Here is an 18,101-nt window from a genome sequence, read left to right on the forward strand (position 1 = left end):
ACCCAGCACTTTCCACTGACGCACCACCTCAGACCAAAAGGCGGAGAACAATAGCCATGCAGGACCTTGGAATCATCAGCCCGGGCCTGGAAGAGTTCCGGGAACTCGCCGTACACAGCCGTGTCATTCCTGTGCGGCTCAAAGTCCTTGCCGATGCGGAAACCCCCATTGGCCTTTATCGGAAGCTCGCCAAGGGACAGCCGGGAACCTTCCTCCTGGAATCGGCAGCCGTGGGCGGGGCGTGGTCACGCTATTCCTTCATCGGTTCAAAGTCCCGCGCAACCCTGACCACCAAGGACGGCCAGGCGCACTGGATCGGTGAGCCGCCCGTGGGCGTTCCCGTTTCCGGAAACCCTGTCGAGGCCGTCCGCGACACGGTCGCAGCACTGCAGACCGACCGTTTCGAGGGCCTCCCGCCCTTCACCTCCGGCCTGGTGGGCTTCCTCGGCTGGGAATCCGTACGCCACTGGGAACGTTTGACCTCCCCACCTGAGGACGATCTGCAGTTGCCGGAGATGGCGCTGAACCTGGTCACCGACATGGCGGTACATGACAACGTTGACGGCACCGTTCTGTTGATTGCCAACGCCATCAACTTCGACAACAGCAGCGAACGCGTGGATGATGCCTGGCACGATGCCGTGGCCCGCGTGCAAGGACTCCTGGACCAGATCAGCACGCCCGTTTCCCAGCCTGTTTCCGTGCTGGACACGGCGGCTTTGGACTTTGCCTCCAGCGTGCAGGAACGCTGGGACGAAGCGAAGTACCTGGAAGCCATCGATCGCGGCAAGGAAGCGATAGTGGACGGCGAGGTGTTCCAGGTGGTGATCTCGCGCCGCTTCGAAATGGAATGCGCCGCGGATCCATTGGACGTTTACCGGGTGCTGCGCAACACCAACCCCAGCCCCTACATGTACCTCTTCAGCCTGGAGGATGCAGACGGCCGCGAGTACTCGATTGTGGGCTCCTCGCCGGAAGCACTGGTGACGGTGACAGGGGAAGAAGTCATTACCCACCCCATCGCCGGTTCACGTCCGCGCGGGAAGAGCGTGGAAGCCGACAAGGCCTTGGCCACGGAGCTCCTCGCGGACCAGAAGGAACGCGCCGAGCACCTGATGCTGGTGGACCTGTCCCGTAACGATCTTTCCAAAGTGTGCGTGGCCGGGACGGTCGATGTCACCCAGTTCATGGAAGTGGAGCGTTTCAGCCACATCATGCACCTGGTGTCCACCGTGGTAGGGCAGCTTGCTCCGCATGCGAAGGCATACGACGTCCTCAGGGCAACCTTCCCGGCAGGTACGTTGTCCGGCGCCCCGAAGCCCCGGGCGCTGCGGCTCCTCGACGAGCTGGAGCCGCACCGCCGTGGCATCTACGGTGGTGTGGTGGGCTACCTGGACTTCGCAGGTGACATGGACATGGCCATTGCCATCCGTTCGGCACTGCTCCGTGAAGGCCGCGCCTACGTGCAGGCCGGCGGCGGAATCGTGGCGGATTCGCACAAGCCTTCCGAAGCGCTGGAAACGGTCAACAAGGCAGCTGCGCCGCTCCGCGCCGTGCATACCGCAGGCTCGTTGCAGAACATTGCGGTCGATGCCGGCCGGGACGAAGTGCTCGACGACGGGACGCCCGCCTCGTGAGTGCTTCCGCATCCGCCCTTCCCGCCAGGACGTCACCACGCTGGGCACGCAAGTCCACGCTGGTGCTCGCGGCAGTAGTGCTGGCCCTCGCTGTTTTCGGTACCACGACCCAAACCTGGCTCGAGGTGCAGCTCGACCCCGCGGGGGCGTCCAGCAGCAACCTCCAGGTGCCGGGGAACAAGGCCGCCACCGCAGTCACGGCACTGGCCCTGGTGGCCTTGGCCGGTGGCCTGGCGGCGTCCATTGCAGGCAAAGTAGCACGCTGGATCATTGCGCTCATTATTGCTTTGTCCGCGGCAGGGATCATCCTGGCGGCCAGTACCGTCCTGGCTGATCCGCTCGGTGCCGCGCAGGGTGCCATCGCGGCCGCGACGGGCCTTGCCGGTGGGCAGGCGAGTGTCGCTGCGACGGCCTTCCCGGTGGTGGCCATGGTTGCCGGCGCACTGCTGGCTGTGGTTGCGGTGGCCTTGCCCGTGGCCGGTCGTTACTGGAAGACCCGAACCAAGTACGATGCCAACGCCGGCGGCAGGAACGACGGCGAGCCGGTTGATGAGATCGACAGCTGGGACAGCTTGTCGCGCGGCGAGGATCCTACGTAGGCAGCCGGGCGGCTTTCGCGCAGCTTCGCTGCGACTTTGCCGTCATCGTTGCCCCGGACGCCGGTCGATGTCCCCGGCTGACGTCAATAAATGGCAGAATGTAAGCAGTATTCATCCTGAGGAGATTTCACATGAGCAAAACCACAGTGTCCGCAAACCAAGCTGAATCCACCATGGCCAGCCACGCTGACGCCATCGGTCACGGAAACAGCCCGGCTGCCTGGACCTGCGTGATTGTGATGCTGGTTGGTGCCTTGATTTCCTCCATTGCCTTCGTCATCGCCAGCACCCCGATCTTCGTCGGCGGCCTGGTTGTCATGGTTATCGGCCTGATCGTTGGCCTGGTTATGCGCAAGGCGGGCTACGGAGTGGGCGGCAGCAAGCTGCAGAACAACGGCCACTAATCGTGACCGTTCTTGATGACATCATTGTTGGCGTCAGGGAGGACATGGAGGCCCGCAGGGCCCAAGTGTCCCTCGAGGAGCTGAAGGAACGCGTCGCGGGCGTTGCACCTGCACGTGATGCCTGGGCGGCTCTGGGCGGGTCTTCGCCCGACCGGAACGACCTCAAGGTCATCGCAGAGATCAAGCGGCGCAGCCCTTCCAAAGGCGACCTCGCTTCCATCGCCGACCCGGCATCGCTCGCAGCGCAGTACGCGGACGGCGGGGCATCCGTCATCAGTGTGCTCACCGAACAGCGCCGCTTCGGCGGCTCGTTGGCGGACCTCGATGCCGTGCGTGCCGCCGTCGAAACGCCGTTGCTCCGCAAGGACTTTACGGTTGACGAATACCAGATCTGGGAAGCCCGTGCCCATGGTGCGGACCTCATTCTGCTCATCGTCGCTGCGTTGTCCGACTCCGAGCTCGTCCGTTTCAGCGCCTTGAGCCACGAACTGGGCATGAATGTGCTCGTCGAGACGCATACGGAAGAGGAAATCGAGCGGGCGGTCGCGGCTGGAGCCAGGATTATCGGCATCAACGTGCGCAACTTGAAAACGCTCGACGTCGACCGCTCCGTTTTCGGTTCGCTGGCCGGTTTGATTCCGGCCGGGGCAGTCGTGGTCGCGGAGTCGGGCGTCAGGAGTGCCGACGACGTCGCGCACTACGCGGCCGGTGGCGCCAACGCCATCCTGGTGGGGGAAGCGCTGGTCAGCGATGCCACCCCGCGTGAACGGATTACGGAATTCAAGGCAGCCGGAGCTGCCGCCATCGCCGTCAGGAACTGAGGCAGTTACTGAATTACGGCGAGCAGTCATGAGGCAGCCCGGGCACCAGCCCGTGGCTGCCTTGTGGCACGTGGAACTACCCAAAGAACTAACTGGAACAGGACGGTGAGACTGATGGTCGACGCGCCAACAGCCGGCTCAGAAGAGAATGCGGCAGATGCATTCCTGCAAGGTGGCCCTTCGCTGCGCAACGCATCGGGACCCTACTTCGGAAGCTACGGCGGACGCTGGATGCCCGAGTCTCTCATCGCCGCCTTGGACGAGGTCCAGGACACCTTCGAAAAAGCCAAGGCCGATCCCGATTTCATCGCCGAGCTGAAGGACCTCAACAAGAACTACTCTGGCAGGCCGTCGTTGCTGACAGAGGCCAAGCGTTTCTCGGCGCATGCCGGTGGCGCCCGCATCTTCCTTAAGCGTGAGGACCTCAACCACACCGGTTCACACAAGATCAACAACGTCCTGGGCCAGGCGCTCCTGGCCAAGCGGATGGGCAAGACCCGCGTCATTGCCGAAACCGGAGCCGGACAGCACGGCGTGGCCAGCGCCACGGCCGCGGCCCTGCTTGGGCTCGAATGCGTGGTCTACATGGGGGCCGAAGACTGCCGCCGCCAGGCACTGAACGTCGCGCGCATGCAGCTTTTGGGTGCCACGGTTGTGCCCGTCACCAACGGCTCGCAGACGCTCAAGGATGCCATCAACGACGCCCTCCGTGACTGGGTCTCCAACGTCGAGGACACCCACTACCTCCTGGGTACCGCTGCCGGGGCGCACCCGTTCCCGGCCATGGTCCGCTACTTCCACGAGGTCATCGGTGAAGAGGCACGCAGCCAGATCCTGGAGCAGACCGGCAAGCTCCCTGACGCCATCTGTGCATGCATCGGTGGCGGTTCCAACGCGATCGGACTGTTCCACGCGTTCCTGGACGATGCCTCTGTGAAGATCTACGGCTTTGAAGCCGGCGGCGAGGGTGTGGAAACCGGCCGCCACGCTGCAGCCATCTCCCTTGGCCGGCCGGGCGTGCTGCACGGCGCGCGTTCCTACCTCATGCAGGACGAAGACGGCCAGACCATTGAGTCGCACTCCATCTCAGCCGGACTGGACTACCCCAGCGTCGGCCCGGAGCACTCGTACCTCGCCGACATCGGCCGGGTCACCTACGAGGCTGTTACCGACACTGAAGCGATGGACGCCTTCAGCCTGCTCTGCCGGACGGAAGGCATCATCCCCGCCATCGAGTCCTCGCATGCCCTGGCCGGTGCCATCAAGATTGGCCACCGCCTCACAGAAGGCAAGGACGATCCCTCGGAAGTCACGGTCATCGTGAACTTGTCCGGACGTGGCGACAAGGACGTGGAAACCGCCGCCGCGTGGTTCAACATGTTGGATGAAGAGGGGCACGTCAAGGGGACCACCTTGTCCACCCGTAAGCCCAAGGGGCCTTCAGAGCGCGCATCTGGAGCATCCGCGGATGAGAACGAGGACCAGAACTGATGAACGAACCAACCCCCAGCAAGTCCGCTGCAGCAATTGACAAGGCCAGGGCCGACGGCCGGGCCGCCTTGGTGGGCTACCTGCCCGCCGGCTACCCCACGGTCAAGGAAAGCATCGAGGCCGGCATTGCGCTGGCCCGGAACGGTGCGGACCTCATCGAAATCGGAATCCCATACTCCGACCCCGTCATGGACGGTCCAGTCATCCAGGCGGCAACTACCGAAGCGATTTCCAACGGCTTCCGCGTGGCTGATGTCTTCGACGTCGTTGCCGGGATTACGGCTGCTACGGATGCCGCCGTGTTGGTGATGACGTACTGGAACCCGGTCATGCGCATGGGCGTGGACGAGTTCTCCCGCCGGCTGGCAGAAGCCGGGGGAGCAGGACTCATCACTCCCGATCTCGTCCCGGACGAGGCTGCTGAGTGGTTCGAGGCCTCGGACAGGTACGGGTTGGACAGGGTGTTCCTTGTGGCCCCGTCGTCCACTCCGGAACGTCTGGACATGACGGTCAAGGCCAGCCGCGGATTTGTCTACGCCGTTTCGATCATGGGTGTCACCGGAACCCGTACTTCGGTCAGCAGCGCCGCCGAAGAAGTAGTGGCCCGTGCCCATGCCGCCGGCGCGGAGCGGGTGTGCGTGGGCCTGGGTGTCTCCAACCCCGACCATGTCCGTGAAATTGCGGCCTATGCCGACGGCGTCATTGTGGGCACCGCACTGGTGGCAGCCCTCCGCGACGGCGGGGTGGAGGCCGTCGGGCAACTCACCAAGAACCTCAGCGCCGGCCTGGGCCGCGCAGCTGCCGAAGCCTAGAAAAGGAAACAGCGAAGCGCATGCAGACGGTCCTCCACGCAGCGGCAATGGTCCCCCTGAGTATCCCGAGCCCATCCTGGTCCGGTTTCGACATTCCGCTGCCGTGGGGGACGTTGCGTATCCACGCCTACGCCCTGTGCATCCTGGCGGGCATCATTGTGGGCCTCTGGCTGACATCTGCCCGGTGGAAGCAACGCGGTGCGCCCGAGGGCAGTTTGTGGGACATCGCCATATGGGCGATTCCATTCGGCATCATCGGCGGTCGCTTGTACCACGTCTTCTCTTCGCCCGATGCCTACTTTGGCCCCGGCTTCGACGGAACTGGTGACCTCTCGCTGATTCCGCAGATCCAGCGCGGCGGACTGGGCATCTGGGGCGCGGTGGTCCTGGGTGTTGTGGGCGCGTGGATCGGGTGTCGTCGAGCCGGTGTCCGCCTGACGGCCTTCCTGGACGCAGCTGCACCTGGTTTGCTTCTAGCACAGGCAATCGGTCGCTTGGGGAACTGGTTCAACCAGGAACTCTTCGGCGCGCCCACCACTTTGCCGTGGGGCCTGGAGATCGATCCCGCCAACGCGAACTTCCCGCCGGACATGGCCGCCGGGACACTCTTCCACCCGACGTTCCTATATGAGCTGCTGTGGAACCTCGCCGGCGTGGCGCTCCTGCTGGTGCTGGACAGGAAATTCGCCTTCCGCTGGGGCCGCCTGTTCTGGCTCTACGCCATGTACTACACGCTGGGCCGCGTATGGATCGAGGCGCTCCGCATCGACGACGCCGAGCAGATCACCCTCTTCGGAATCACCACCCGGCTCAACGTATGGACCAGCATCTTCGTCTTCATTGCCGCCCTGGTCGTCTTTCTCGTGCTCGCGCGGCTCGGCCGACCGGTACCGGACAGCCCCTATTTGCCGGGCCGCGAGCCGGAAAAGGAGACCGGGAACGAGCCCGCTACGGTGACGAGCGTCACCAGTCATGATGTGGACGCATCTGTCTCGGATAGTGGTTCGCGTGATAATCTCCCAGATAACCAAAGTGATCCGGGCAACGTCGACGGGCCGCGGGATGCATCAGTGAAGACCGTCCAGGACACCACGTCCGCCACGGAGCCGTCATCTGATGCCACCGCCGCAAAGAAAACATCCGGATCCTCGCCTGGGGCTGACGACACCAAGTAGTCACCGAAGGTAAAGGGGCAACAGAGTCACCGCTCGTAGGGCCCAGTCCACAGCGTCGTGGCACCCCGGAAACCGGATCGCAGCATACCGATGTTCACTGGTCAAGCCGGGGCCAGAGGTCTGCGTAACTGTTCGTTGCGCTGGATCGACTGGCCTACAATTCCAATAACTAGCGCTTTGTTGTGCCCGTCACAGGGCAGGCAAGGTGGGGCCAACGTTGTCCCTTCCATACGCACGATCTCGAGGAAGGACGTCTCCCATGACCCATCTTCATAACCCCGGTTGGTCCGAAAACATCGAACCGCAGGGTGCCATGTCTCCGTTCAAGCGTTTTGCTGCGCTCCCGGAGGCCCAGGGTCTTTACAACCCTGATAAGGAGAAGGACGCCTGCGGCCTGGCTATCATTGCCACGCTCCGCGGGGAACCGGGATACGACATCGTGGAAGCGGCACTGACCGCCCTCCGCAATCTCGAACACCGCGGCGCCGTGGGCGCCGATGAAGGAACAGGCGACGGAGCGGGTCTGCTGATGCAGGTTCCCGACGAGTTTTTCCGCGCCGTCACCGAATTTGAGCTGCCGGCACCCGGACAGTACGTGGTGGGTACCGCGTTCCTTCCGGCTGAAACCCGCGAAGCTGCAACAGCGAAAGCCGGCATTGAGGCACTTGCCGCTGACGAGGGCCTCACGGTCCTTGGTTGGCGTGAGGTTCCCGTGGTCGCGGACCTCGTTGGCGCCATGGCACGGGCCTGTATGCCCTATTTCTCGCAGCCTTTCTTCGCCTCTGCCACCGGTGAGCAGCTGGAGCACAACGAGCTTGACTCCCGCGCCTGGCGGATCCGCAAGCGCGCCCAGAACAAGTTCGGCGTGTACTTCCCCTCGCTGTCTTCGCGCACCATCGTGTACAAGGGCATGCTGACGACGGCCCAGTTGGAGCCGTTCTACCCGGATCTTTCGGACAAGCGCTTCAAGACCAAGCTCGCCATTGTCCACTCACGCTTCTCCACCAACACCTTCCCGTCGTGGCCCCTGGCCCAGCCGTTCCGCACCATCGCGCACAACGGTGAAATCAACACGGTCAAGGGCAACCGCAACTGGATGCGTGCCCGCCAGTCGCAGCTGGCCAGCCCGCTGCTGGGCTCTGTGCCCGAGGAGCTGTACCCGATCTGCACCCCCGGTGCCTCGGACTCCGCTTCCTTCGATGAAGTTGCCGAGCTGTTGTGGCTCTCGGGGCGTCCCATCACGCACTCGATCATGATGATGATCCCGGAGGCCTGGGAGAACCATGCCACCATGGATCCGGCGCGCCGTGCCTTCTACGAATACCACTCCCTGCTCATGGAGCCGTGGGACGGTCCTGCTGCTGTGTCTTTCACTGACGGCAGTCTCGTCGGTGCCACGCTGGACCGCAACGGCCTGCGCCCGGGACGCTACTGGATCACCGAGGACGGCCTGATCATCTTCGCCTCCGAGGTGGGCGTGATCGAGGTGGAGCCCTCCAACGTGGTCAAGAAGGGGCGCGTGGCCCCCGGCAAGATGTTCCTGGTGGACACCGAAGCCGGACGCATCATTGACGACGCCGAGGTCAAGGCCGAGGTAGCCGCTGCCAACCCTTGGGCCGAGTGGCTCAAGGACAACCTGATCGACATCAACGAGCTTCCCGAGCGTGAGCACGTTCTTCACACGGCGGCATCGGTGAACATCCGCCAGCGGACCTTCGGCTACACCACTGAAGAACTGAAGATCCTGCTCGGACCGATGGCCCGCACGGGTGCTGAGCCCCTGGGCGCCATGGGTTCGGATACGCCGGTAGCCGTGCTGTCCAAGCGTCCGCGTCTGCTGTTCGACTACTTCGTGCAGTCCTTCGCACAGGTCACCAACCCGCCGCTGGATGCCATCCGCGAAGAATTGGTGACTTCACTGAAGTGCGCCATTGGCCCCAACGGCAACCTCCTGGACGGCAAGCAGGTCCGCCAGCCGCAGATCTCGCTGCCGTTCCCCGTGATCAACAACGACCAGCTTGCCAAGATCGCGAACATTGAAACCCCCGACGGCGACCGCATCGCCATGAAGGTCCGTGGCCTTTACCGCCCCGAGGGCGGGGAAGCGGCACTTCGTGCCCGCCTGACGGAGATCTGCGAGCAGGTTTCCGGTGCGATCAACCGCGGCGTCCAGTACGTGGTGCTGTCCGACCGTGACTCGAACGCCCAGTGGGCGCCGATTCCGTCGCTCCTGCTGGTCAGTGCAGTGCACCACCACCTGCTTCGCAGTGCGAACCGCACCAAGACCGCCCTGGTGGTCGAGGCCGGCGATGTCCGCGAGACACACCATGTTGCCGTGCTCATTGGTTACGGTGCGTCCGCAGTGAACCCGTACCTGGCCATGGAATCGGTGGAACAGCTGATCTCCAACGGCGACGTGACGGGTGTGACTGCCGAAGACGGTGTCTACAACCTCATCAAGGGCCTGGGCAAGGGTGTCCTGAAGATCATGTCCAAGATGGGCATCTCCACGGTGGCTTCCTACACGGGCGCCCAGACCTTCGAAGCACTGGGCTTGTCCCAGGAACTCGTAGATGAATTCTTCTCCGGCACGCATTCCCAGCTCGGTGGCGTCGGCTTGGATGTCATCGCCGCAGAGGTTTCGGCACGCCACCAGATGGCGTACCCCGAAGGTGGCATCGAGCACCCGCACCAGCCATTGCTGGGCGGCGGCGAGTACCAGTGGCGCCGCGACGGCGAGCCGCACCTCTTCAACCCGGAGACAGTCTTCCGTCTGCAGCACGCCACGCGCGAACGCCGCTACGACATCTTCAAGTCCTACACCAAGGGCGTTGATGACCAGTCGGAGAACCTGATGACCCTGCGTGGGCTCCTCAAGTTCAAGGACGGTGTCCGTCCGGCTGTGCCGCTGGAAGAAGTGGAACCCGTTTCCAGCATTGTGAAGCGTTTCTCCACCGGTGCGATGAGCTACGGCTCCATCTCCAAGGAAGCACACGAGACACTGGCCATCGCCATGAACCGTTTGGGCGCCAAGTCCAACACCGGTGAAGGCGGGGAGGACGTGGACCGTCTGTTGGATCCGGAACGCCGTTCTGCGATCAAGCAGATCGCTTCAGGTCGTTTCGGTGTCACCAGTCTCTACCTCACCAACGCCGATGACATCCAGATCAAGATGGCACAGGGCGCCAAGCCCGGTGAAGGTGGCCAGTTGATGGCGCAGAAGGTCTACCCCTGGGTGGCCCGGACCCGTCACTCGACCCCCGGCGTCGGGCTGATTTCCCCGCCCCCGCACCACGACATCTACTCGATCGAAGACCTCGCGCAGCTCATCTACGATGCCAAGCGCGCCAATCCTTCGGCCCGGGTGCACGTGAAGCTGGTCTCGGAAGTCGGGATCGGCACGGTGGCCTCCGGCGTCACGAAGGCGAAGGCCGACGTCGTGCTTGTTTCAGGTCACGACGGCGGTACCGGCGCCTCGCCGCTGAACTCGCTTAAGCACGCGGGCGTGCCGTGGGAACTCGGACTTGCCGAGACCCAGCAGACCCTCATGCTCAACGGGCTCCGCGACCGCGTGGTGGTTCAGGTGGACGGCCAGCTCAAGACCGGCCGCGACGTAGTCATCGCTGCCCTGCTGGGTGGCGAGGAGTATGGTTTCGCGACTGCTCCGCTGGTTGTTTCCGGCTGCATCATGATGCGCGTTTGCCACCTGGACACCTGCCCTGTGGGTGTTGCCACCCAGAACCCGGAACTCCGGTCCCGCTTCAATGGCAAGCCCGAGTTCGTGGTCAACTTCTTCGAGTTCCTCGCAGAAGAAGTCCGCGAAATCCTGGCCGAACTCGGCTTCCGGAGCCTGGAAGAGGCCATCGGCCACGCTGAAGTCCTGGACACCCGCGAGGCCATCGACCACTGGAAGGCCGAGGGGCTGGACCTGGATCCGATCCTGCATGGCCTTGAGTTCGACGACGACGTGCCGTTGCGCAACATGACCACCCAGAACCACGAGCTGGACAAGCACTTCGACCAGCGCCTGATCACCATGGCCCAGGAAGCTCTCAGCGACCGCATGCCTGTCAAGATCACGTTGGATGTCATCAACACGGACCGTTCCGTGGGCACGATGCTCGGCCATGTGGTGACCAAGACGTTCGGCACCGATGTCCTGGCGACCGACACGATCGACATCACGCTCAACGGCACGGCCGGTCAGTCGCTCGGCGCGTTCCTCCCTGCCGGCATCACGCTGCGCATGTTCGGCGACTCCAACGACTACGTTGGCAAGGGCCTCTCCGGTGGACGCATCATCGTCCGGCCGGACCGCACCAACGTGTTCCAGGCGGAGCGCAACGTCATTGCCGGCAACGTCATTGGTTATGGCGCCACCAGCGGCGAAATGTTCCTGCGTGGCCAGGTGGGTGAACGCTTCCTCGTCCGCAACTCCGGTGCCACCGCCGTCGTCGAAGGCATTGGTGACCATGGTTGCGAGTACATGACCGGTGGCCAGACGCTGATCATCGGCCGTACCGGCCGAAACTTCGGCGCGGGCATGTCCGGCGGTACCGCCTATGTGCTGGACCTGCAGCCTGAGCGCGTCAACAAGCTCGCCCTCGATACCGGTGAGCTCCAGCTCCGGGAACTCGACGCCGAGGACCGTGACATCGTCCACGGCCTCCTCACCAAGCACGTCGAGGAAACCGAATCAGTCCTGGCGGGCCGTTTGCTCGAGAACTTCGACGACACCGCCGCCCGCATCACCAAAGTACTGCCGCGTGATTACGCCGCAGTCCTGCAAACCCGTCTCGACGCCATCGAAGAGGGCCTTGACCCCGATGGCGAAGAAGTATGGTCTCGAATCCTGGAGGTAACCGGTGGCTGATCCACGCGGATTTCTGAAAGTCCGGCAGCGCGAGACGCAGCCACGCCGTCCCGTTCCCGTCCGCATCATGGACTGGAAAGAAGTGTACGAAGCCCAGGAGAAGGGCGTCCTGAAGAGCCAGGCCGGGCGCTGCATGGACTGCGGCGTACCGTTCTGCCACCAGGGCTGCCCGCTGGGCAACCTCATTCCTGAATGGAACGACCTCGTCTGGCGGGACAAGGGCGAAGAAGCGATCGAGCGTCTCCACGCCACGAACAACTTCCCGGAGTTCACCGGCCGGCTGTGTCCTGCCCCCTGCGAGGCGTCCTGCGTGCTGGGGATCAACCAGCCCGCTGTGACCATCAAGCAGGTCGAGGTCTCCATCATCGACCAGGCGTTCGACAACGACTGGGTCCAGCCCCTTCCGCCGACGCGCCTCACAGGCAAGACGGTCGCCGTCGTCGGTTCCGGCCCGGCAGGCCTGGCCGTCGCGCAGCAGTTGACGCGGGTTGGCCACACCGTTGCCGTCTACGAACGCGACGACAAGATCGGTGGCCTGCTCCGCTACGGCATCCCCGACTTCAAGATGGAAAAGGAACAGGTCGACCGTCGCCTCGAGCAGATGAAGGCCGAAGGCACGCGCTTCCGGACCGGCGTCGCCGTCGGAACCGATGTCACGTGGGAGCAGTTGCGCCGCCGTTACGACGCCGTCGTTGTCGCCACCGGGGCCACCGTCCCGCGCGACCTGCCGATCCCGGGCCGCGAGCTTGAAGGCGTGCACTTCGCCATGGACTACCTCGTTCCGGCCAACCGCGTGGTAGCGGGGGAGACCCCGGCGAACCACATCGACGCCCGCGGCAAACATGTCGTCATCCTCGGTGGCGGCGATACCGGTGCTGACTGCATCGGAACCGCCCACCGCCACCAGGCAGCCTCGGTGACGACGCTCGCGATCGGCAAGCAGCCGCCGTCGGAACGCGCAGCCCACCAGCCGTGGCCGACGTTCCCCACCCTGTTCGAGATGGCCAGTGCCCACGAAGAAGGCGGCGAGCGTACGTACCTTGCGTCCACCGTTGAGTTCGTTGGCGAAAACGGCAAGCTCACCGGCGTCAAGGTTGCCGAAACCGAGTTCGTGGACGGCAAGCGACTGCCCAAGGCAGGTACGGAGCGGATTATTCCGGCTGACTTGGTGTTCCTGAGCCTCGGCTTTACCGGCGCTGAGCCGGCAGGTATCACTGAACAGGTCAGCGCAGAATTCGACGGTCGGGGCAACGTTGCCCGCGACGGCTACTACATGACGAACACCGAGGGAGTGTTTGTTGCCGGCGATGCCGGACGTGGCCAGTCACTGATTGTGTGGGCCATTGCGGAAGGCCGCGCGTGCGCGGCCGCAGTGGACAGGTTCCTGATGGGAAGCACCATTCTCCCGGCACCGGTCGCCCCCACCGACCGGGCGATAGCGGTCTTATAGCGCCGGCAGGAACTGATCTTTTACTCAATCAGCATGAACTACTTAGGGTAGGTATATGAGACGCGCGAAAATTGTGGCAACTTTCGGCCCGGCTATCTCCAGCTTCGACAACACCCTCGCGGTGCTGGAGGCCGGCGTCGACGTTGCTCGCATGAACATGAGCCACGGCGACTACTCCGTGCACGACAACACCTACGAGAACGTCCGCAAGGCTGCCGCCCAGCTGGGCAAGCCCGTGGCCATCATGGCCGACCTCCAGGGCCCCAAAATCCGCCTTGGACGTTTTGTTGACGGCCCCCACGAGCTGGCTGTAGGCGACACCTTCACCATCACCACCGAAGACGTTCCCGGCACCAAGGACATCTGCTCCACCACGCTCAAGAGCCTCACCGAGGACGTCAACGTCGGCGACGCACTGCTGATCGACGACGGCAAGGTGGCGCTGCGCGCCATCGAAGTTGACGACGTCAAGGTGGTCGCAACTGTGACCGTCGGCGGCAAGGTGTCCAACAACAAGGGCATCAACCTTCCCGGCGTTGCCGTCAACGTCCCCGCGTTGAGCGAAAAGGACGAGGACGACCTCCGCTGGGCCCTCAAGCGCGGAGCTGACCTCATCGCCCTCTCGTTCGTTCGCGATGCCTCCGACATCAAGCGCGTCCACGAGATCATGGACGAAGAAGGCCGCCGCGTGCCGGTGATCGCCAAGATCGAAAAGCCGCAGGCCGTGGAGCAGCTCCACGAAATCATCGACGCGTTCGACGCAATCATGGTGGCCCGTGGCGACCTCGGCGTCGAACTGCCGCTCGAAGAGGTGCCGATCGTCCAGAAGCGCGCCATCGAACTGGCACGCCGCTGGGCCAAGCCGGTCATCGTGGCCACCCAGGTCCTGGAATCCATGATCGACAACCCGCGTCCGACGCGCGCCGAGGCTTCCGACTGCGCCAACGCAGTTCTCGACGGCGCCGACGCAGTCATGCTCTCCGGAGAAACTTCCGTGGGCCAGTACCCGATCGAGACCGTCAAGGTCATGGCCCGGATCATCGAGTCCACCGAAGTCCACGGCCTCGAGCGCGTACCCCCGCTGGGCACCAAGCCCAAGACCCGCGGTGGCGCCATCACCCGTGCCGCCGTCGAAATCGCCGACCAGCTGGACGCAAAGTACATCTGTACTTTCACCCAGTCCGGTGACTCGGCACGCCGCCTTTCGCGTCTGCGTCCGGTCAAGCCGGTCTTCGCGTTCACGCCGGTGGAGCACGTTTGGAACCAGCTGGCCCTCACCTGGGGTATCCAGCCGGTACTGGTTCCGTCCGTTGGGCACACCGACGAGATGACCGCACAGGTGGACAAGAGCCTGCTGGAAATGGACCTCGTGGAGGAAGGCGACCTGGTTGTCATCGCAGCCGGTTCCCCTCCAGGACAGGCCGGTTCCACGAACTCGCTGAAGGTCCACAAGGTGGGCGACCTCGCCGACACCTCCAAGACCGACGACGGTTCGCGCAAGGAACCCGTTGGCCCGTGGCCTGAAAAGAAGTCCAAGGCCAAGTCGTAATTCTTCGGCTTGGACGAGGGTCCCGCCTGTTGGCGGGGCCCTCTTTTTTGTCCCATTTCGTTTCCGGTGAGTACGGCGACTTTGCCAGGGACGACGTCGGCCGCCCACCTCGCGTGAGGTGAGCGGCCGACGTCGTGCGTTTGATTCTTGTGGCGTTAGTTGACCTGGTTGATGATGGTTTCGGCAACCTCGCGCATGCTGAGGCGGCGGTCCATGGAGGTCTTCTGGATCCAGCGGAAAGCTTCCGGCTCCGTCAGGCCCATCTTGGTGGTCAGGAGGCTCTTGGCGCGCTCTACAAGCTTGCGCGTGGCGAACTGCTCCTGGAGGTCGGAAACCTCGTTTTCCAGGGCCTTGATTTCCTCGTGGCGCGAAAGTGCAATTTCAATGGCCGGGATGAGGTCCGCGGGGGAGAAGGGCTTCACGACATACGCCATGGCGCCGGCGTCGCGTGCACGCTCCACCAATTCCTTCTGGCTGAACGCGGTCAGCAGCACTACGGGAGCAATGCGGGCCTTGACGATCTTCTCGGCTGCCGAGATGCCATCCATGACGGGCATCTTCACATCCATGAGGACAAGGTCGGGCTTGAGTTCTTCGGCCAGCTGCACGGCCTTCTCACCGTTGTCCGCCTCGCCTACGACGTCATACCCTTCGCCCTTCAGGATCTCGATAATGTCCAGGCGGATGAGGGTTTCATCCTCGGCTACGACAACGCGTCGTGCCGGCTGGGCTGTGGACGTGGACTCCGTCTGTTCGGTCACGGGATCTCCTTGAAAAGGTTCGGCGGGTTCATGTCCATCTTAGTGTGGACTCTTTGATGGCTGGTTTTGTTGCATCAGCGTGCCCGGTTCTTTGAATCAGCCTATCTGCATGTAGAGTAGTTTCGCGTGCTGGGAAAGGATCGCGTTGCTCACAGGAATGAGAGCAGCTGAACTCCCAGTATTCCGGGCCCGAGTGGCGGAATTGGCAGACGCGCCGCACTCAAAATGCGGTATCGAAAGGTGTGTGGGTTCGAGTCCCACCTCGGGCACTGTATTGTCGCAGGTCAGGGGCCTATATGGCCCCTGACCGTGTACAAAACCCCTAAAAGTGTGTACAGCGGCGTAGCGTTTTATGCATGGCCAGCATCTCCACACGCACTAAAAAGGACGGTTCCAAGTCCTTCATGGTGCGCTGGCGGGAACCCAAGACTGGCAAGGCCCAGGGCCTCACCGTGGCCACAGAATCCGAAGCAGAAACGCTCAAGCGACTGCTCGACGCCAATGGGCAGAACTTCGAAATCGCCGAGCATGCGATCCTTACCAACGCGAAGCGCGTACCAACTGTTGGTGAGGCTATTCAGGAACACATCGACCTGCTGATCCGGCCGTCCAGTGGCACGGTGAAGACCTATCAAACGATGCTCGATCTGCATGTGAAGAAGGTCATCGGGCACGTGCCCGTCGACAAGCTCGACTACCGACTCATCGCCTACTGGGTGAAATCGATGATGGCAAAGGGACGGTCACCCAAGACGATCAAAAATGTGCACGGCCTGATCTCTGCGTCGATGAACACCGCGGAGATGCTGGGGTACATCACACGCAATCCCTGCCGCGGCGTGCAGCTGCCGAGTGTCGAAAAGGCCGAGGACGAGATGATGTTCCTTACCCATGCGGAGTTCGGCTTGATTATGGAGGGCATGGGGGAGCGGTACCGCGACTTCACCAACTTCCTTGTGATGACCGGGACGCGCTTCGGTGAAGCGACGGCTCTGACGGTTGCTGACATTGACTTGTTGGGGAAGCCGGCGACAGCTCGGATCAACAAGGCGTGGAAGCGTGACGGGAAGAATCAGTTCTATATTGGTCCGACTAAGACAGGTGCCGGCAAGCGGACCATCGGACTGAACCCTGCCCTAGTGGACCTCTTGATTCCTTTGGTGGCTGGACGGCCGAGCAGTGATCTGCTGTTCACGACGCCTAAGGGGGAGAGAATCGTGCACAAGCTGTTCTGGCACCACTACTGGATGCCGGCGGTCAAGGTTGCCCAAGAGCGCGGCCTGAGGAAGAACCCACGAATTCACGATCTACGGCACACGCATGCTTCGTGGCTAATTCAGGACGGTGTCCCTATCTTCACGATCTCCCGTCGGTTGGGGCACGCGTCGACCAGGACTACAGAGGGCGTTTATGGGCACCTCATGCCGGAAGCCTTGCAGGCCGGGGCGGATGCCACGGAGCGGTCAGTTTCGGCGTTTATGCGGTGATGCGGCCGGGCCCGTTATCGGTCTTCTAGGAAGCTATGCGGTTACTGGCTCTAGTCCCGATAAGCCGAGTGTTGGCGTTGCTTCGCGCGCGGACATTGGGTGCCGGGTGCGAGCCGGGCAATATCTCGCTAATCCTGGCGATCTCCGCGATGTGCTCGGACGTAAAAACGATCTTCCCCTTGCCCCAGCAGGCGTGCGGGAAGCGCCCCGCAGCAGCGCCATCTCTCAGCCATCCTTCGCTGCATCGCATGAGGGTTGCAGCTTCGGCAGGTTCGAAAAATTCCAAGTCCATATCAACGCCCGTCGCTGGTTCATCTTGGCTGTACATTGCTGTGAGCACCCGCGGGAACATGACGAAAGTGCGAAGATCGGGATTCCTTGACAAGGAAAGGTGTAAGAGACGCTGGACGCGACCTGATGCAACGCCTATTCAGGCCGGAATCTACGCTTTTTTGACGTCTTGCTTACTCATCTGCCCGGTCAGTGCCTCAGATGAACCGCCAGAGCCATGTCGGAGGTAGCATGACCTTCTACTGCGACGACTCCGCTCTCGTTGGACCGCAACGACAGCATCTTCGCCACCTGTCGATCCGCATACCGTAAATCGCGCTCACTGCAATCCCCTCACCATGATCGCTGTCATTGGTTGGTGTCGCACGACGATATTCGCTCCGTTCACTTCTGGCACCAGCAGTGAACGAAGAATTAGCCGTGAGCGATCCTGAAGTTGGACCCCTTGGAGACGGCGGCCCTCAATAACGACCGTTCTGCGCCACGCCGAGAACGAGTGCAATTGAACAAGTGCACGCTTCCGGGGTCACGCAAGCCAGACCGCGGTGGCAGGCGTTTCATGAGGACCTGCAACCCGGCCACGTGCTCGTTACCACGGATCGCATGAGCCTCGGGAGGAGTACCGCAGATCTTTCGTCCATAGTTGCCGTGCTTGGCGAGTACGACGATCAAGGCTCTCGGAACGCACCAAGGTAGGCTTGGAAGCTGCACGAACAAGGGGGAGGCTGGGTAGGCCCACCCCGGGCGATGA

General features: G+C 62.9%; 13 protein-coding genes and 1 tRNA gene. 13 read left to right on the plus strand and 1 reads right to left on the minus strand.

Translation table 11 applies throughout. From position 1 onward, the window contains the following. The first annotated feature begins 56 nt into the window (after positions 1-56). The 10 genes from IEY62_RS09030 to pyk all read left to right on the plus strand — a co-directional run bounded on the left by IEY62_RS09030 (position 57) and on the right by pyk (position 14,811). The gene (locus IEY62_RS09030) at positions 57-1,637 is read left to right on the plus strand and encodes an anthranilate synthase component I (protein ID WP_189016346.1); all 1,581 of its coding nucleotides are present in this window, start codon (positions 57-59) and stop codon (positions 1,635-1,637) included. After that, positions 1,634-2,236: a Trp biosynthesis-associated membrane protein gene (locus IEY62_RS09035; RefSeq protein ID WP_189016348.1), complete on the plus strand. Its 603-nt coding sequence runs from the start codon at positions 1,634-1,636 to the stop codon at positions 2,234-2,236. Before IEY62_RS09030 ends, IEY62_RS09035 begins: the two co-directional genes overlap by 4 nt. Positions 2,237-2,367: 131 nt before the next feature. Beyond that, positions 2,368-2,640: an HGxxPAAW family protein gene (locus IEY62_RS09040; RefSeq protein WP_090825336.1), complete on the plus strand. Its 273-nt coding sequence runs from the start codon at positions 2,368-2,370 to the stop codon at positions 2,638-2,640. Between the two features lie 2 nt (positions 2,641-2,642). Beyond that, positions 2,643-3,461 carry an indole-3-glycerol phosphate synthase TrpC gene (gene trpC, locus IEY62_RS09045; RefSeq protein ID WP_189016350.1) on the plus strand — a complete coding sequence of 273 codons (819 nt, stop codon included), beginning with the start codon at positions 2,643-2,645 and terminating at the stop codon, positions 3,459-3,461. A 114-nt stretch (positions 3,462-3,575) separates the two neighbouring features. Beyond that, on the plus strand, positions 3,576-4,952 hold the full coding sequence (gene trpB / locus IEY62_RS09050) for a tryptophan synthase subunit beta (protein ID WP_189017241.1): 1,377 nt from the start codon (positions 3,576-3,578) through the stop codon (positions 4,950-4,952). Beyond that, positions 4,952-5,764, plus strand: a complete 813-nt coding sequence (gene trpA, locus IEY62_RS09055) for a tryptophan synthase subunit alpha (protein WP_189016352.1) — start codon at positions 4,952-4,954, stop codon at positions 5,762-5,764. Before trpB ends, trpA begins: the two co-directional genes overlap by 1 nt. Positions 5,765-5,784: 20 nt before the next feature. Beyond that, a complete protein-coding gene (gene lgt, locus IEY62_RS09060) occupies positions 5,785-6,939 on the plus strand; it encodes a prolipoprotein diacylglyceryl transferase (protein ID WP_189016354.1) in 1,155 nt (384 codons plus the stop codon). Between the two features lie 259 nt (positions 6,940-7,198). After that, positions 7,199-11,812 (plus strand): glutamate synthase large subunit, encoded by a 4,614-nt coding sequence (gltB, locus tag IEY62_RS09065; RefSeq protein ID WP_189016357.1) that lies wholly within the window; start codon positions 7,199-7,201, stop codon positions 11,810-11,812. Beyond that, positions 11,805-13,262 (plus strand): glutamate synthase subunit beta, encoded by a 1,458-nt coding sequence (locus IEY62_RS09070; RefSeq protein ID WP_189016360.1) that lies wholly within the window; start codon positions 11,805-11,807, stop codon positions 13,260-13,262. The genes gltB and IEY62_RS09070 overlap by 8 nt, the downstream gene beginning before the upstream one ends. Positions 13,263-13,317: 55 nt before the next feature. Continuing rightward, a complete protein-coding gene (gene pyk, locus IEY62_RS09075; protein WP_189016363.1) occupies positions 13,318-14,811 on the plus strand; it encodes a pyruvate kinase in 1,494 nt (497 codons plus the stop codon). Positions 14,812-14,966: 155 nt separating this feature from the next. On the opposite strand, the gene IEY62_RS09080 is transcribed toward pyk, so the two are convergent. Continuing rightward, the gene (locus IEY62_RS09080) at positions 14,967-15,572 is read right to left on the minus strand and encodes an ANTAR domain-containing response regulator (protein WP_011774540.1); all 606 of its coding nucleotides are present in this window, start codon (positions 15,570-15,572) and stop codon (positions 14,967-14,969) included. 187 nt (positions 15,573-15,759) lie between these two features. Here IEY62_RS09080 and IEY62_RS09085 point away from each other — a divergent pair. The 3 genes from IEY62_RS09085 (at position 15,760) to IEY62_RS21665 (ending at position 18,046) form a co-directional block, all read left to right on the plus strand. Next, positions 15,760-15,841: transfer RNA gene (locus tag IEY62_RS09085), tRNA-Leu, on the plus strand. A gap of 87 nt (positions 15,842-15,928) precedes the next feature. Next, positions 15,929-17,059, plus strand: coding sequence for a tyrosine-type recombinase/integrase (locus tag IEY62_RS09090; RefSeq protein WP_189016366.1), 1,131 nt, complete (start codon positions 15,929-15,931; stop codon positions 17,057-17,059). Between the two features lie 801 nt (positions 17,060-17,860). After that, positions 17,861-18,046, plus strand: coding sequence for a recombinase family protein (locus IEY62_RS21665; protein WP_229785155.1), 186 nt, complete (start codon positions 17,861-17,863; stop codon positions 18,044-18,046). Positions 18,047-18,101: the final 55 nt, after the last annotated feature.

Origin of the sequence: Paenarthrobacter histidinolovorans (assembly GCF_014647595.1) — a bacterium.
Classification (GTDB): domain Bacteria; phylum Actinomycetota; class Actinomycetes; order Actinomycetales; family Micrococcaceae; genus Arthrobacter; species Arthrobacter histidinolovorans.

What these genes read in the sequence shown, in the direction of transcription:
- pyk (WP_189016363.1), top strand. Translation starts at nt 13,318, where the DNA reads ATGAGACGCGCGAAAATTGTGGCAACTTTCGGCCCGGCTATCTCCAGC.
- IEY62_RS09030 (WP_189016346.1), top strand. Translation starts at nt 57, where the DNA reads ATGCAGGACCTTGGAATCATCAGCCCGGGCCTGGAAGAGTTCCGGGAA.
- IEY62_RS09040 (WP_090825336.1), top strand. Translation starts at nt 2,368, where the DNA reads ATGAGCAAAACCACAGTGTCCGCAAACCAAGCTGAATCCACCATGGCC.
- trpB (WP_189017241.1), top strand. Translation starts at nt 3,576, where the DNA reads ATGGTCGACGCGCCAACAGCCGGCTCAGAAGAGAATGCGGCAGATGCA.
- IEY62_RS09090 (WP_189016366.1), top strand. Translation starts at nt 15,929, where the DNA reads ATGGCCAGCATCTCCACACGCACTAAAAAGGACGGTTCCAAGTCCTTC.
- gltB (WP_189016357.1), top strand. Translation starts at nt 7,199, where the DNA reads ATGACCCATCTTCATAACCCCGGTTGGTCCGAAAACATCGAACCGCAG.
- trpA (WP_189016352.1), top strand. Translation starts at nt 4,952, where the DNA reads ATGAACGAACCAACCCCCAGCAAGTCCGCTGCAGCAATTGACAAGGCC.
- lgt (WP_189016354.1), top strand. Translation starts at nt 5,785, where the DNA reads ATGCAGACGGTCCTCCACGCAGCGGCAATGGTCCCCCTGAGTATCCCG.